This is a genomic window from Sphingomonas sp. (assembly GCF_035998645.1).
In the GTDB taxonomy this organism is placed as follows: Bacteria; Pseudomonadota; Alphaproteobacteria; order Sphingomonadales; family Sphingomonadaceae; genus Sphingomonas.
This window is the reverse complement of the sequence record NZ_DASYHL010000003.1, coordinates 533,637-547,884: the sequence shown is the minus strand read 5'-3', so window position 1 is coordinate 547,884 and position 14,248 is coordinate 533,637. Positions and strand designations below refer to the sequence as shown.

Here is a 14,248-nt window from a genome sequence, read left to right as displayed (position 1 = left end):
AGAGTCGGGAGGACGAAATGGCAAGCGAAGCTACTCTTGAGGCGACCACCACCGCGATCAGCTATGACGGCGGACTGACCTGCGCGCTCAGCGTCACCAGCCTCGATCGCTCGATCCCGTGGTACGAGAATGTGCTGGGGATGACGCTGATGTACCGGATGGACGAGATTGCGTGGTGCGAACTGACCTCGTCGGTCGCGCGCGTAAGCGTCGGCCTGTCGCAGGTCGAAAGCGCGGGCGGCCCCGGCGGCGCGACGCTGACCTTCGGCGTCATCGACCTCGACGCGGCCAAGGCGGCGCTGGATGCCGCCGGCGTGCGGCAGGACGGCCCGATCAACGAGATTCCGGGGATGGTGCGCCTCCTCACCTTCTACGACCCCGACGGCAACGCGCTGATGTTCTATCAGGATATGTCGGGCGGCGGGGCGGGTTGAGCGGGGTCTAGCTCTGCACATGCGGGCGACGTAACATCGCGCGATGCTGCGCCGCCTGCTCTTCCTGACCCTCGCCACCGCAGCATTGCCTGGCGCGCGCCAGGCCGATCCCGCGCCGCAGGGCTGGTATGTCATCGCCGACGATGCCGGCGCGGTGCTGGGTCATGCTGCGACCACCACCCTCGGACTGCTCGACGGACGCGAGACGATCGAGCGGCGCGAACTGCGGCTGGCCGATGGCGAGCGGCCGAGCACCACGCTGACCGACACGACCACCACCCGCGTCGACAGCACCGGCCGCCCGCTGCTGATCGTGACCGAATCGCGCGACGGCCGCACGATCCGCCGACTCGAAACCCGGATCGCAGCGACCAGCGCCACCGTCACCCGCCAGAGCGAGAGCGGCCGCCACGTCACTCGCATCGCGCTGCCCCCGGGCACCCGCTTCGACAATGGCGAGGCGCTGATGCGCGGCTGGACCGGCGACGCGCCGCTCGGCTTCCTCAACCTCAACCCCGCCGACGCGCTGGTTGAGCGGGTTACGATCGAACGCGCACCGACCCAGCGCCCCGGCACGCTGACGGTCCTGCGCAAGCGCTTCGAGGGCAGCGAACTGCGCGGGATCATGCGACTCGACCTCGACGCATCCGGGCGCATCGTCGCCGCCATCCAGCCGATGTTCGGCGTCGCCGTCACCACCCGCCCCGCCGACCGCGACACCGCGTTACGCCCGCATCCGCCCTATCGCCTGCTGCGCAACGTCATGGCCAAATCGCCCGTGCGGATCGGCCCCGCCGCCGCGCAGGGCCATATCCGCTACCGCTTCGGGTTCATCGACGGCATCGCCTTCGCCCCGCCAGCAACCGAGGAACAGCGCGTGAGCGCCGACGCCACCGGCATCACGCTCGACATCTGCACAAGCTGCGGCCCCGGCCTGCCCAGCGATCCGGCGGCCCTCGCCGATGCCCGCCGCGCCACCGCCTGGCTGCAGCATGACCATCCCCGCGTCATGGCCCTCGCCCGCCCGGTGATCCGCCGCCAGCTATCGCAAGCGCACACGATGGAGGAACTGGCAGTGCGCGCGCGCACCGTCATGCACCGCATTGACTTTACCGGCCATCGCAGCGCCGCCGATGCGCTGGCATCGGGCGCTGGAGATTGCACCGAAGACGCGGTGGTGCTCGCCGCGCTCGGGCGCGCCGCGGGCATCCCCACGCGCGTCGCCAGCGGCCTCGTCTATTCGCGCGAACGCTATCACGGCGTCAGCAACGTGTTCATGCCGCACAGCTGGACGCTCGCTTATGTCGACGGAGCGTGGCGCAGCTTCGACATGTCGCTCGACGGGTTCGATGCCACGCATATCGCGCTTACCATCGGCGACGGCGATGCGCGTTCGATTACGGCGGCGGGGCAGCTTGCCAGCCTGCTCGACTGGCAATCGCTGGCGGAAGTCAGGACGCGGGCTTCACCGTGACCGGCTGCGGCGCGTCGTCATAGACCACCGGCAATTCGGGCAAGGCCGCATCAGCCGGATCCTCGACCATCGCTACCGCCTTGGGATCCTTGATCCCGCCGACGATGATCATATCATAGTCCTCGTCCGGCACGGCGACGTCGCCATAGACCACCGTCGGCTCCTGCGCCGCTACCGGCAACGCGATCACCGCCGCCGCCAGCGCTGCAGCGGCCAGCGCAGGCCGCACCGGCAGCGTGTAGCGCACGCACACTTCGGTCTCGCACCCCTTCAGGAACGCGACGCGCTCGCCATCGCTCCAGCCGGACAGGTCGAACACCTCGCGCTTGCACATGCGACAGAAATCGCCGTCCATGATCGCGGCCAGATCGGCCTTGTAGGGACAGGGGCTGTCGATCTTCGGGAACTTGGCCATGGCATGCTCTCCGGTCGTTTGCGCGAGCCTACCGCATTTTGCGGCTGGAGTCAGGCCCACCCCGCACGACCTTCGTCGTTCCACAAAACTCGAAATAAGCCTTGTCCTGACCCATCCGATTCGATATTTCCACTAATATGGAAATAAACGACGACAGCACGGCCGTCACCGCCCTCTCTGCACTGGCGCAGGAGCATCGCCTCGCACTGTTCCGCCTGCTGGTTCAGGCCGGACCGGACGGCCTGCCCGCCGGGGCGATCGCCGATAAGCTCGGCGTCCCCGCCTCCTCGCTCTCGTTCCACCTGGCCCATCTCAACCGCGCCGGGCTGGTCAGCCAGACGCGGCAGGGGCGGTCGCTGATCTATGCTGCCGACTATGCCGGGATGAACGCGCTGCTCGGCTATCTCATGGAAAATTGCTGCGGTGGCGCGGGATGCGCGGCCCCGGCGGAACAGCCCGAAAGGAAGACCGCATGAAGCGCATGCACGTGCATGTCGGCGTCACCGATCTCGATCGCTCGATCGCCTTCTACTCCACCCTGTTCGGTGCCGAGCCGAGCGTGACCAAGCCCGATTACGCCAAATGGATGCTGGAGGATCCGCGCGTCAATTTCGCAATTTCCGCCGGCAATCACGCGGCAACCGGGATCGAACATCTCGGCATCCAGGTCGAGGATGGCGACGAACTGGTCGAGGTCTATGGCCGCCTGCGCGCCGCCGACCGTCCGGTGCTGGAGGAAGGGGCAACCACCTGCTGCTACGCCCAGTCGGAGAAAAGCTGGATCGCCGACCCCGACGGCGTCGTCTGGGAAGCGTTCCTGACGCAGGGTGAAGCGACCGTCTATGGCGACTCCCCGCCGCTTTCCGCACTGTCGGACACGGCCCGCCCCGACGCCTGCTGCGCGCCGCAACTCGCGCCGCCCGCACCCGCACCCAAGCCCGCCTGCTGCTAAGGGGACGCGCGATGCCAGAGCCGGTCGATATCGTGATCTACCACAACCCCGATTGCGGCACGTCGCGCAACGCGCTGGCGATGATCCGCAATGCCGGGATCGAGCCGCATGTGGTGGAGTATCTCAAGACCCCACCCAGCCGCGCGCTGCTCGCCCAGCTACTCGCCCGCGCCGGGGTCACCCCGCGCGACTGGCTGCGCGAGAAGGGCACGCCCTATGCCGATCTCGGCCTCGACGACGCGACGCTCTCCGACGATGCGCTGCTCGACGCGATGATGACGCATCCGATCCTCATCAACCGCCCGATCGTCGTCTCCCCGCTCGGCGTCGCATTGTGCCGCCCGTCCGAAGCGGTGCTGGACCTGCTCCCCGCCGCCCAGCGCGACGCATTTGCCAAGGAAGATGGCGAACAGGTCATCGACGCGACCGGCACCCGCCTTTCCTGACAGGACCGCCATGCAGCCCCAACCCTCCCCGCTCGGCCTGTTCGAACGCTGGCTCTCGCTCTGGGTCGCGCTGGCGATCCTCGCCGGTCTCGCCCTCGGTCTGGTCGCCCCGGGCGTCACCACGGCGCTGGCGGGGCTAGAGTATGCCTCGGTCAATCTGGTCGTCGCGGTGCTGGTCTGGGCGATGATCTATCCGATGATGGTCGGCGTCGATTTCGCCAGCATCCGCGATGTCGGCCGCAAACCCAAGGGGCTGGTGATCACTTTGGTCGTCAACTGGCTGATCAAGCCGTTCACCATGGCCGCGCTCGCGATCCTGTTCTTCGACTGGATTTATGCCGACCTGATCCCGCGCGACCTGGGCCAGCAATATATTGCCGGGCTGATCCTCCTCGGTGCAGCGCCCTGCACCGCGATGGTGTTCGTCTGGTCGCAAATGACGAAAGGCGACCCCGCCTACACGCTGGTGCAGGTGTCGGTGAACGATCTCGTCATGATTATTGCCTTCGCCCCGATCGTCGCATTGCTGCTCGGCGTCACCGATATCGTCGTGCCGTGGCAGACCTTGCTGCTCTCGGTCGCGCTCTACGTCGTGATCCCGCTCGCCGCCGGCGCGCTCACCCGCCGCCGTGTCATCGCCAGCCATGGCGGCGATGCGGCTGCGGTCGATGCCTTCACCGCCCGGCTCAAGCCCTGGTCGATCATCGGCCTGCTCGCCACCGTCGTGCTGCTGTTCGCGTTTCAGGCGACCACGATCGTCGCCAACCCGCTGCTGATCGCGCTGATCGCGGTGCCGATCCTGATCCAGTCCTATGCGATCTTCGCCATCGCCTATGCCGCAGCCAAGGCATGGCGCGTACCCCATAATATCGCCGCCCCGTGTGCGCTGATCGGCACATCGAACTTCTTCGAGCTGGCGGTGGCGGTCGCGATCGGTCTGTTCGGCTTGTCGAGCGGCGCGGCGCTCGCCACCGTGGTCGGCGTGCTGGTCGAAGTGCCGGTGATGCTCAGCCTCGTCGCCTTCGCCAACCGCACGCGCGGCAGCTTTCCCGCGGCCTGACCCCGGGGTCAGGCTGGCGTCGCGTGCGGGGCACCGCTAGGTAACGGGGATGACCTCCCTTTTTGCCGCCGATCGCGCGACTCCCTGCCCCCCGCGTCCCGACCCCGCGGTCCGGGCGCGATGATCGACGCGATCGGCGCAGCGATCGCGCCGCACCAGCCACTGCTGGGCCTTGGCTTCATCGTTGCGCTGTTCATCGCCTTTGCGACCGAACGCTTTCCCCCGGTGACGATCGCGGTGTTCGGCACCGCTGCGGCGATCGCCTTTGGCTGGCTGACCCCCGACATGGTTGGCGCGTCCTTTGCCAATCCCGCGCCGATCACCATTGCCGCCTTCTTCGTCCTGTCGAGCGCGCTGGTCCGCACTGGAGCGATCGAGGCGGTGGCGAGCATACTCGTGCGGCGCGCCGCCGATGCGCCGCGCCGCACCGTCGCCGAAATGTTCGTCGGCGCCGCAACCGCGCCCGCCTTCATCAACAATACGCCAGTGGTGATCGTGCTCATCCCGATCGTCAAGCGGCTGGCCAAGGCGGTGCAGATCCCCGCCACCCGCCTGCTGATCCCGCTGTCCTATCTCAGCATCCTCGGCGGCACGCTGACGCTGGTCGGCACCTCGACCAATTTGCTGGTCGACGGCGTCGCGCGCGCCAATGGCCAGCCGGGCTTCGGCATTTTCGACATCACCCTGGTCGGGCTGTGCACCATGGCCGCGGGCGTCGCGACGTTGCTCATCCTCGGCCCGCGCCTGCTGCCCGCCCGCGACGACGACGACAGCGCCGACCAGCATCACCTCACCTATCTCACCGACCTCCAACTGATCGGCGAACTCGCCGACCGTCCGCCGATGGTCTCGGAGCTCGGCTTTCTGAAGCGCGACGCGGTGCGGCTGATCGGGGTTCGGCGCGGCAACGACTTGCTGCGCGATCCGGCGCCCGACCTTGTGATATCGGGCGAAGATCGACTGGTCGTTTCCGCCTCGGCCGACGAACTGGACGGGCTGGCGCGGCGCAGCGACGTGCGCGTCGGCCTTCAGAATGTCGGCCAGCCGATCCGCCTGTCAGAGGATGTGCGCGCCGAGGATGTCCGGCTGATCGGGGTGACCATCGCTCCCTCGCATCCCACGCTCGGCCGCCAGCTGCGCGAGATCCCGTTTCTCTCCAACCTCCCCGCCCGCATCCTCGGCATCGGCCGTGCGCGCCATCTGCCCGGACCGTTTCTAGGCAGCGTGCGGCTGCGCGCCGCCGACAGCCTGCTCGTCGCAGCCGATTCGAATGGCGCCGCGGCCTTGCGCGACAATCCCAACCTGATCGTCGGCGATACCAGCGCGGTGCGCGCGTTCCGTCGCCGCCGCGCGCCGATCGCGGTGCTGACGCTCGCCGGCGTCGTGCTGCTTGCCGCGCTTGGCGTCGCGCCGATCCTGACGCTCGCGATTCTCGGCGTCGGCATCGTGCTGCTCACGGGCTGCATCGACCCGGAAGAAGCGTGGAATTCGATCGACGGCAGCGTGCTCGTGCTGATCCTAGCCATGCTCGGCATCGGCGCGGCGCTCGACCGGATCGGCACCGTCGGGCTGATCGTCGAGACCGCCTCGCCATGGCTCGGCACCCTCTCGCCGCTGATGCTGATCATCGTCCTCTATTTCCTCACCTCGGTGCTGACCGAGGCGGTGACGAACAACGCGGTTGCGGTGATCATGACCCCGGTCGCGATCGGGCTGGCCCAGGCGACCGGCAACGATCCGGTCGCGCTGATCGTCGCGGTGATGTTCGCCGCCTCGGCCAGCTTCGCCACGCCGATCGGCTATCAGACCAACACCATGGTCTATGCCGCGGCCGACTATCGCTTCTCGGACTTCGTCAAGATCGGCATCCCGATGAACGTGATCGTCGGCGTCGCCACCTGCGTCGCGATCCACCTGCTGATCGGGTAAAGTCGGCTTCAGTTTGCCCTGCCAAGATCCCACGCCGCGCGCACCTGCCCGATGAAGATCGGGCGATAGGCGCGCAACTCCTCCTGCGCGGCCGCGTCGAATCCGGCAAAGCCGCCGATCCGCTCCTGCGCCCCGCGCGCGGCAGCGCTGTAGAGCGCGCGCACCTCTGGCGTCCCCGCGCCGCGCCCCTGCAAATGCGTCGCCAGCGCCCAATAGCCGCCGATCCGGTCAGGGTGCGACCGCACATAGCCTGACCGGATCGCCATCGCGCGCCGGTACAGCGCCTCGGCGTCCGCCGCGCGCCCCTGCGCCGCCAGATTCGCGGCCAGGTTGTTGTAGCTTCTCGCAATGCGCGGATGTGCGGCGGGGAGCGCCCGCTCGTTCAGCTGAACCGCCTTGCGATACAGCGGCTCAGCCTGCGCCAGCTTGCCCTGAACGCTCAGATTATAGGCCAGGTTGTTATACCCCGCCGCGATCTCCGGGTGTCCAGGCGGCAGCACCGCCTCGCGCATCGCCAGCGCCTTGCGCAAGAACGGCTCGGCCTCGCCATATTTGCCCTGAAGAGTCATGTTGTAAGCGACATTGGCATAGCTGGCGGCGATCTCGGGATGCCCCGCTGGCAGCGCCGCCTCGCGGATGGCCAGCGCGCGGCGATAGAGCGGTTCGGCCTCGGCCGGGCGGTTCTGATCGTCCAGATTGGACGCCAGGTTGTTGTAGGCCTGACCGACCGCCGGATGCCCGGTGGGCAACGCAGCCTCAAGCGTTGCCAGCGCCTTGCGGAACAAGGTCTCCGCCTCGCGATACCGCGCCTGTCCGTTCAGGTTGAACGCCAAGTTGGTATACGAATCAGCCAGACGCGGATGCCCGGCAGGCAGGACCTGTTCGACCATCGCCATCGCGCGGCGGTGGATCGGCTCGCCTTCCGCAAACCGCCCCTGATTGTCGAGCGCAGCGGCCAGGTTGCTCAAATTGGTGGCAATCGCCGCATGCCCCGCCGGCATCACCTGCTCGTGGATCGCCAACGCCTTGCGGTACAGCTGCTCCGCTTCGGCATAGCGCCCCTGATTGTTCAGGTTGAACGCGATATTGTTGTAGCTGGCGGCGATGTCCGCATGCGGGGCGGGCAATGCCTGCTCGCGTATCGCCAACGCCTTGCGGTACAGCGGCTCAGCATCGGTGTAGCGCCCCTGCCGGTCCAGATTTCCGGCCAGATTGTTCAGACTCGTCGCGATGTCGAGATGCCCGGCCGGCAACGCCCGTTCCCGCATCGCCAGCGCCTTGCGATACACTGGCTCTGCCTCAGGCGAGCGGCCAAGCGCGTCCAGATTACTCGCCAGATTGTTGAGGCTCGCGGCGATGCCGGGATGCCCGGCGGGCAAGGTCTTCTCCGCCAGTGCCAGTGCGCGCCGGGCATAGGGTTCCCCCGCTTCCGCCATACCGGCATGAACCGCGATATTGGTCAGGGCGAGCAGCAGGTCGAGGCACTGGTCCGCATCGGGGCGGCTCGCCTCGCACTTGGCCAGTTCGCCCTTCAACGCCGTCAGCGCACCCGCAAAGTCCCCGCGTCCGAATGCCGACGTCGCGGCATCACCATAGGGCCATCGCTGCGTGGCCTCGGCGGGAACCGCGCCAGCGCATAGCGCCAGTGCAACGAGAAGCGGGAGATTTGCCTTCATCCCCGACAGTCTAGCCAGAATCGCCCGTGAGAAAACTGACGTTTGGCGTCGATCCCTCAGTCCAGATTGGGCCGTAGATAGCGTTCCGCCAGCTCGACGCTGACCCCGCGCCGTGTCGCATAATCCTCAAGCTGGTCGCGCCCGACGCGCGCCACGCCGAAATACTCCGCCTGCGGGTGGCCGAAGTAAAAGCCGCTGACCGCCGCCGTCGGCAGCATCGCAAAGCTCTCGGTCAGCGACACGCCGGTATTCTTGTGCGCGTCGAGCATCTCGAACAGGATCGGCTTGAGGCTGTGCTCGGGACAGGCGGGATAGCCTGGCGCCGGGCGGATGCCGCGATATTGTTCCTTGATCATCGCCTCGTTGGTCAGCTGCTCGCCCTCGGCATAGCCCCACAAAGCCGTGCGCACGAAATGGTGCAGCCGCTCGGCAAACGCCTCGGCCAGACGGTCGGCGAGCGCCTTCAACAGGATGTCGCTATAATCGTCGATCGCAGCCTTGAACCGTGCCAGATGCGGCTCGATGCCGTGGATCGACACCGCGAACCCGCCGATCCAGTCGCCCTGCCGGTCGATGAAATCGGCGAGGCACATATTCGCCCGCCCCTCGCGCTTCTGGATCTGCTGGCGCAGCATCGGCAGTGTGACGTGCTTCTCGTCCTCGACATGGACGATGATGTCGTCGCCCTGACGACGGCACGGCCACAGCCCGGCCACGCCGCGCGCGGTCAGCCATTTCTCATCGATGATCTTGTCGAGCATCTTCTGCGCATCGGCGAACAGGCTGGTCGCGCTCTCGCCGACCACCTTGTCCTCCAGAATCGCCGGGTAATTGCCCGCCAGCTCCCACGCGCGGAAGAATGGCGTCCAGTCGATATAGTTGCGCAGGTCCTTGAGGTCCCAGTCGGGGAACGCATGCACACCCGGCATGCGCGGGCGACCCGGCTTCAGGTTCATGTCCGCATCGAACGCATTGTCGCGCGCAGCTTCGATCGGGACCAGCTCGCTCTGGCCCTTGTTCGCGCGGGCAACGCGCACCGCTTCATATTCGTCGGCGATCTTGGCGACGTAATCGTCGCGGATCGTCTCGGAGACGAGCGTCGTCGCAACACCCACCGCGCGGCTGGCGTCGAGCACATGCACCACCGGCCCGTCATAAGCCGGCGCGATCCGCAGCGCGGTATGCACCTTCGACGTCGTCGCCCCGCCGATCAGCAGCGGCATGGTCATGCCCGACCGCTTCATCTCCTCGGCCACCGTTACCATCTCGTCGAGCGAGGGGGTGATCAGGCCCGACAGGCCGATCATGTCGGCGTCATTCTCGTTCGCGGCGGCAAGGATCGTCGACCACGGCACCATCACGCCTAGGTCCACCACCTCGAACCCGTTACACTGCAGCACCACGCCGACGATGTTCTTGCCGATGTCATGCACGTCGCCCTTGACGGTCGCCATGATGACCTTGCCCTTGCCCTTCGCGCCCGGCTCCTTCGCCGCCTCGATATAGGGGAGGAGGTGCGCGACCGCCTTCTTCATCACGCGCGCGCTCTTCACCACCTGCGGCAGGAACATCTTGCCGCTGCCAAACAGGTCGCCGACGACGTTCATCCCGTCCATCAGCGGCCCTTCGATCACCTCGATCGGCCGCGCAGCCTTGAGCCGGCACTCCTCGGTGTCCTCGACCACATATTGGTCGATGCCCTTGACCAGCGCATGCTCGAGCCGCTTTTCGACCACCCAGCCGCGCCACTCGGCCGCCTGCTTCTCCGCCACCACATCGGTGCCGCGAAACTTCTCGGCCAGCGCCACCAGCCGGTCGCCCGCCTCGGGATCGCGGTTGAGGATCACATCCTCGCACGCGGTGCGCAGCTCGGGCTCGATCTGGTCATAGATGTCGAGCTGTCCGGCGTTGACGATCGCCATGTCGAGGCCAGCAGGGATCGCGTGGTACAGGAACACGCTGTGCATCGCGCGGCGCACCGGCTCATTGCCGCGGAAGCTGAACGACAGGTTCGATAGTCCGCCCGAGAAATGGACATGCGGGCAGCGCGCCTTGATCTCCTTCAACGCCTCGATGAAGTCGACGCCGTAGTTGTTATGCTCCTCGATCCCGGTCGCGACCGCGAACACATTGGCGTCGAAGATGATGTCCTCGGGCGGGAAGCCAATGCCTATCAGCTCCTTGTACGCCCGCTCGCAAATCTCGACCTTGCGCGCCTGGGTATCGGCCTGCCCGACCTCGTCAAACGCCATGACGACGACCGCAGCGCCGTAGGCCATGCACTTGCGCGCATGCTCGAGGAACTGGGGAACCCCCTCCTTCATGCTGATCGAATTGACGATCGGCTTGCCCGAAACGCACTTCAGCCCCGCCTCGATCACGTCCCATTTGGAGCTGTCGATCATCACCGGCACGCGCGCAATGTCCGGTTCTGCGGCAATCAGCTTGAGGAACGTCGTCATCGCCTCATGCGCGTCGAGCAACCCCTCGTCCATGTTGACGTCGATCACCTGCGCGCCATTCTCGACCTGCTGCCGCGCGACCTCGACCGCGGCGGGATAGTCGCCCGCCATGACCAGCTTCTTGAACCTGGCAGAGCCGGTGACGTTGGTGCGCTCGCCGATATTGACGAAGGCGGTGGAGGAGGAGGCAGTCGCGGTCATTGGTTCTTCTTCTTCCCCCCTCCCGCTTGCGGGAGGGGTCGGGGGAGGGCGTGTCAGTCTCGGGCGGCGCAGAGGAGGACAGGCCCTCCCCTAAGCCCTCCCGCAAGCGGGAGGGGAATTACGCCGCCATCACAAACGGTTCGAGGCCAGCCAGCCGCGTCTGCACCGGCGGCGTCGGGATCACGCGCGGCGCGAGATCCTTCACCGCGTCCGCAATCGCCTTGATATGCGCCGGGGTCGACCCACAGCAGCCGCCCAGCACATTGACCTGCGCCTGATCGGCCCATTCCTTGACCAGACCCGCGGTCGTGTGCGGCGCCTCGTCATAGGCGCCCAGTTCGTTGGGCAGGCCGGCATTGGGATAGACCATGATCAGCGTGTCGCACAGCGCCGACAGCGTCTTGACGTGCGGCCGCAGCTGCTCCGCGCCGAACGAACAGTTCAGCCCGATCGTCACCGGCTTGGCATGACGGATCGCCGCCCAGAACGCCTCGACCGTATGCCCCGACAGGTTGCGGCCCGACAGGTCGGTCAGCGTCATCGACATCATGATCGGCAGGTCGCGGCCCAGATCGTTCGCCGCCTCGATACACGCCATCACGCCCGCCTTGGCGTTCAGCGTGTCGAACACCGTCTCGATCAGGATGAAGTCCACCCCACCCTCGACCAGCGCGTCGATCTGCTCGCGATACACGTCCTTCAGCGTATCGAAATCGATCTCGCGATAGCCCGGATCATTGACGTCGGGCGACAGCGACAGCGTCTTGTTGGTCGGGCCGAGCGCGCCAGCGACGAAGCGCGGACGCCCATCCTTTGCCTCGAACTCGTCGGCGATCTGACGCGCCATCTTCGCGCTCTCGACATTGATCGCGCGCACCAGATGCTCGGCGCCATAATCGGCTTGGCTGATGCGGTTGGCCGAGAAGGTATTGGTCTCGGCAATATCCGCCCCCGCCTCGAAATAGGCGCGGTGGATGCTCGCCGGCACCTCGGGCTTGGTCAGCGCGAGGATGTCGTTATTGCCCTTCTGGTCGTGCCCGAGATTGAGGTCGCCGGCATAATCCGCCTCGGACAGCTTCCAGTTTTGGATCTCAGTCCCGAACGCCCCGTCGGTGATCAGGATGCGCTTGGCGGCTTCGGCCAGCAGTTTCTCGCGTGGTGTCATGTCTCTTCTCTCTCCCCTCCCGCTTGCGGGAAGGGCCGGGGGAGGGCCTGTTCAATCACGGGAAGGTCTGGCCTCCGACAGGCCCTCCCCTACCCCCTCCCGCAAGCGGGAGGGGAACTTTACGCCGCCACACTCGCCGCCGCGCCGCGCGGGCGCACGCCGAGCAGATGACAGATCGCGTAGCTCAGCTCAGCCCGGTTGAGCGTGTAGAAGTGGAACTGCCGCACGCCGCCGGCATAGAGGTTGCGGCACAGCTCGGCCGCCAGCGTCGCGGCGACCAGCTGGCGCGCGGCGGGATGGTCGTCCAGCCCGTCGAACAGCCGCGCCATCCACGCCGGGACATCGGTGCCGCACATCGCCGACATCTTCTGGACCGCGGCAAAGCTCATCACCGGCATGATCCCCGGCACGATCTCCGCATCGATCCCCGCCGCAGCCGCTGCGTCGCGGAAGCGCAGGAAGGTATCGGCCTCGAAAAAGAACTGCGTGATCGCGCGGTTGGCACCGGCATCGATCTTGCGCTTGAGGTTATCCAGGTCATGCGCCGCATCGGGCGAATCCGGATGGCTTTCGGGATAGGCGGCGACCGAAATCTCGAACGGGTGCAGCTTGCGCAGCCCCCCGACCAGATCGGCGGCATTCTCATATCCGCCGGGATGCGTCGCGTACTTCTCGCCCACGCGCGGCGGATCGCCGCGCAGCGCGACGATGTGGCGCACGCCCGCCGCCCAATATTCCTCGGCCACCGCGTCGATCTCGGCCTTGGTCGCGTCGACGCAAGTCAGGTGCGCGGCGACCGCGATCGGCGTTTCGCGCGCGATCCGCGCGACGGTGTTGTGCGTCCGCTCGCGTGTCGTCCCGCCGGCGCCATAGGTCACCGACACGAAGCGCGGATCGAACGGGCTCAGCGTCCCGACCGACTCCCACAGCGTCTTTTCCATCGCCTCGGTCTTGGGCGGAAAGAACTCGAAGCTGACGTCGATGTCGCCTGCAACGTCCGCGAACAGCGGCGGAGAGGACGGATCCCGATCGATACTCATGCTGCCTTCACCTCATTCACTGGCAGTTGTTCACCCGGCTGCCCCGCCTTGCGGCCCAGCCATAATTTCACGGTCAGCGCGCCGCCTTCCAGCGTCTGGGTCTGGACCGGCGCCAGCCCCGCCTTGCTGAACCAGCCGAGCATCTGCTCGTCCGAAAAGCCGAGGCGCACATGTCCCTCGCGCGTCCGCAATTCCTCCCGGTCGTGCGGCGCGAAATCGACGATCAGCAGGCGACCGGCGGGCGCGAGCACGCGCGCGGCCTCCCCGATCGCGGCCCCCGGCTGTTGCGCGAAGTGGAGGACATGGTGCAGGATCGCCGCATCCGCCTCGCCATCGCTCATCGGCAGCGCATACAGGTCCGCCTGGCGCAGCTCGGCATTGCCGATGCCCTGCTCCGACAGCTTCGCCCGCGCCAGCCGCAGCATTTCCGACGAGCGGTCGATGCCCAGTGCGCTCTCGGCATGCGGCGCGAACAGCTCGAGCATCCGTCCGGTGCCGGTGCCGATATCGATCAGCCGCGCGATCCCCGGGGTGGCCAGCGCTGCGGCCATCGCCGCCTCGACCTGCTCCTCGGCAACGTGCAGCGACCGGATCGCGTCCCACTCACCGGCATGCGCCTCGAACCACTCCGCCGCCGCCGTGGCGCGATCGGCGCGCACCGCCGCCAGCCGCGCGCTATCGGCGATCGCCCAATGATCCTCACCCTCGCTGCGCCAGGCATCGAGCGCGGCGAGAATCGGGCCGGTACGCTTCGCATCGCCCAACGCGACGAACACCCAGCTACCTTCCTTGCGCCGCTCCGCAAGTCCCGCATCGCACAGGATTTTCACGTGGCGGCTCACCCGCGGCTGGCTCTGCCCCAGCACCTGCGCCAGTTCGCCCACCGACAGCTCCATCAGCCACAGCAGCGCCAGAATGCGCAACCGCGTCTGGTCCGCGAGCGCGCGGAAGGATTCGAGAGCCGTGTTCATAGGTATATAGATATAAAGATATC

At 66.9% G+C, this 14,248-nt stretch carries 13 protein-coding genes; 7 read left to right on the top strand and 6 right to left on the bottom strand.

Features of this window, described 5'->3' with window-relative positions; translation table 11 throughout:
• Nucleotides 1–17 precede the first annotated feature (17 nt).
• Both VGN66_RS06410 and VGN66_RS06405 read left to right on the top strand, forming a co-directional pair.
• On the top strand, nucleotides 18–434 hold the full coding sequence (locus VGN66_RS06410; RefSeq protein ID WP_327518021.1) for a VOC family protein: 417 nt from the start codon (nucleotides 18–20) through the stop codon (nucleotides 432–434).
• Between the two features lie 43 nt (nucleotides 435–477).
• Nucleotides 478–1,908 carry a transglutaminase-like domain-containing protein gene (locus VGN66_RS06405; protein WP_327518020.1) on the top strand — a complete coding sequence of 477 codons (1,431 nt, stop codon included), beginning with the start codon at nucleotides 478–480 and terminating at the stop codon, nucleotides 1,906–1,908.
• On the opposite strand, the gene VGN66_RS06400 is transcribed toward VGN66_RS06405, so the two are convergent.
• Nucleotides 1,886–2,323, bottom strand: a complete 438-nt coding sequence (locus tag VGN66_RS06400; protein ID WP_327518019.1) for a hypothetical protein — start codon at nucleotides 2,321–2,323, stop codon at nucleotides 1,886–1,888. The two genes, VGN66_RS06405 and VGN66_RS06400, sit on opposite strands and share 23 nt — an antisense overlap.
• A gap of 137 nt (nucleotides 2,324–2,460) precedes the next feature.
• Here VGN66_RS06400 and VGN66_RS06395 point away from each other — a divergent pair, with 137 nt between their 5' ends.
• The 5 genes from VGN66_RS06395 to VGN66_RS06375 all read left to right on the top strand — a co-directional run bounded on the left by VGN66_RS06395 (nucleotide 2,461) and on the right by VGN66_RS06375 (nucleotide 6,710).
• Nucleotides 2,461–2,799, top strand: coding sequence for an ArsR/SmtB family transcription factor (locus tag VGN66_RS06395; protein ID WP_327518018.1), 339 nt, complete (start codon nucleotides 2,461–2,463; stop codon nucleotides 2,797–2,799).
• Nucleotides 2,796–3,275: an ArsI/CadI family heavy metal resistance metalloenzyme gene (locus VGN66_RS06390; RefSeq protein ID WP_327518017.1), complete on the top strand. Its 480-nt coding sequence runs from the start codon at nucleotides 2,796–2,798 to the stop codon at nucleotides 3,273–3,275. The genes VGN66_RS06395 and VGN66_RS06390 overlap by 4 nt, the downstream gene beginning before the upstream one ends.
• Before the next feature lie 11 nt (nucleotides 3,276–3,286).
• Nucleotides 3,287–3,721 (top strand): arsenate reductase (glutaredoxin), encoded by a 435-nt coding sequence (gene arsC / locus VGN66_RS06385; RefSeq protein ID WP_327518016.1) that lies wholly within the window; start codon nucleotides 3,287–3,289, stop codon nucleotides 3,719–3,721.
• Between the two features lie 10 nt (nucleotides 3,722–3,731).
• Nucleotides 3,732–4,781 carry an ACR3 family arsenite efflux transporter gene (gene arsB, locus VGN66_RS06380; protein ID WP_327518015.1) on the top strand — a complete coding sequence of 350 codons (1,050 nt, stop codon included), beginning with the start codon at nucleotides 3,732–3,734 and terminating at the stop codon, nucleotides 4,779–4,781.
• Nucleotides 4,782–4,901: 120 nt separating this feature from the next.
• On the top strand, nucleotides 4,902–6,710 hold the full coding sequence (locus VGN66_RS06375; protein WP_327518014.1) for an SLC13 family permease: 1,809 nt from the start codon (nucleotides 4,902–4,904) through the stop codon (nucleotides 6,708–6,710).
• Nucleotides 6,711–6,718: 8 nt separating this feature from the next.
• Here VGN66_RS06375 and VGN66_RS06370 read toward each other — a convergent pair whose 3' ends face one another.
• The 5 genes from VGN66_RS06370 to VGN66_RS06350 form a co-directional block, all read right to left on the bottom strand.
• Nucleotides 6,719–8,386: a tetratricopeptide repeat protein gene (locus tag VGN66_RS06370; RefSeq protein ID WP_327518013.1), complete on the bottom strand. Its 1,668-nt coding sequence runs from the start codon at nucleotides 8,384–8,386 to the stop codon at nucleotides 6,719–6,721.
• Nucleotides 8,387–8,442: 56 nt separating this feature from the next.
• Nucleotides 8,443–11,049: a methionine synthase gene (gene metH, locus VGN66_RS06365; protein ID WP_327518012.1), complete on the bottom strand. Its 2,607-nt coding sequence runs from the start codon at nucleotides 11,047–11,049 to the stop codon at nucleotides 8,443–8,445.
• 118 nt (nucleotides 11,050–11,167) lie between these two features.
• On the bottom strand, nucleotides 11,168–12,214 hold the full coding sequence (locus tag VGN66_RS06360; RefSeq protein WP_327518011.1) for a homocysteine S-methyltransferase family protein: 1,047 nt from the start codon (nucleotides 12,212–12,214) through the stop codon (nucleotides 11,168–11,170).
• Nucleotides 12,215–12,333: 119 nt separating this feature from the next.
• On the bottom strand, nucleotides 12,334–13,254 hold the full coding sequence (gene metF, locus VGN66_RS06355; protein WP_327518010.1) for a methylenetetrahydrofolate reductase: 921 nt from the start codon (nucleotides 13,252–13,254) through the stop codon (nucleotides 12,334–12,336).
• Nucleotides 13,251–14,225: a metalloregulator ArsR/SmtB family transcription factor gene (locus VGN66_RS06350; protein ID WP_327518009.1), complete on the bottom strand. Its 975-nt coding sequence runs from the start codon at nucleotides 14,223–14,225 to the stop codon at nucleotides 13,251–13,253. Before VGN66_RS06350 ends, metF begins: the two co-directional genes overlap by 4 nt.
• Nucleotides 14,226–14,248 lie beyond the last annotated feature (23 nt).

Excerpts from the sequence above, each read along its gene's own strand:
- arsB (WP_327518015.1), top strand. The coding sequence starts at position 3,732 with ATGCAGCCCCAACCCTCCCCGCTCGGCCTGTTCGAACGCTGGCTCTCG.
- arsC (WP_327518016.1), top strand. The coding sequence starts at position 3,287 with ATGCCAGAGCCGGTCGATATCGTGATCTACCACAACCCCGATTGCGGC.
- VGN66_RS06405 (WP_327518020.1), top strand. The coding sequence starts at position 478 with ATGCTGCGCCGCCTGCTCTTCCTGACCCTCGCCACCGCAGCATTGCCT.
- VGN66_RS06410 (WP_327518021.1), top strand. The coding sequence starts at position 18 with ATGGCAAGCGAAGCTACTCTTGAGGCGACCACCACCGCGATCAGCTAT.
- VGN66_RS06375 (WP_327518014.1), top strand. The coding sequence starts at position 4,902 with ATGATCGACGCGATCGGCGCAGCGATCGCGCCGCACCAGCCACTGCTG.
- VGN66_RS06370 (WP_327518013.1), bottom strand. The coding sequence starts at position 8,386 with ATGAAGGCAAATCTCCCGCTTCTCGTTGCACTGGCGCTATGCGCTGGC.
- VGN66_RS06390 (WP_327518017.1), top strand. The coding sequence starts at position 2,796 with ATGAAGCGCATGCACGTGCATGTCGGCGTCACCGATCTCGATCGCTCG.
- VGN66_RS06350 (WP_327518009.1), bottom strand. The coding sequence starts at position 14,225 with ATGAACACGGCTCTCGAATCCTTCCGCGCGCTCGCGGACCAGACGCGG.
- metH (WP_327518012.1), bottom strand. The coding sequence starts at position 11,049 with ATGACCGCGACTGCCTCCTCCTCCACCGCCTTCGTCAATATCGGCGAG.
- VGN66_RS06360 (WP_327518011.1), bottom strand. The coding sequence starts at position 12,214 with ATGACACCACGCGAGAAACTGCTGGCCGAAGCCGCCAAGCGCATCCTG.
- VGN66_RS06400 (WP_327518019.1), bottom strand. The coding sequence starts at position 2,323 with ATGGCCAAGTTCCCGAAGATCGACAGCCCCTGTCCCTACAAGGCCGAT.
- metF (WP_327518010.1), bottom strand. The coding sequence starts at position 13,254 with ATGAGTATCGATCGGGATCCGTCCTCTCCGCCGCTGTTCGCGGACGTT.
- VGN66_RS06395 (WP_327518018.1), top strand. The coding sequence starts at position 2,461 with ATGGAAATAAACGACGACAGCACGGCCGTCACCGCCCTCTCTGCACTG.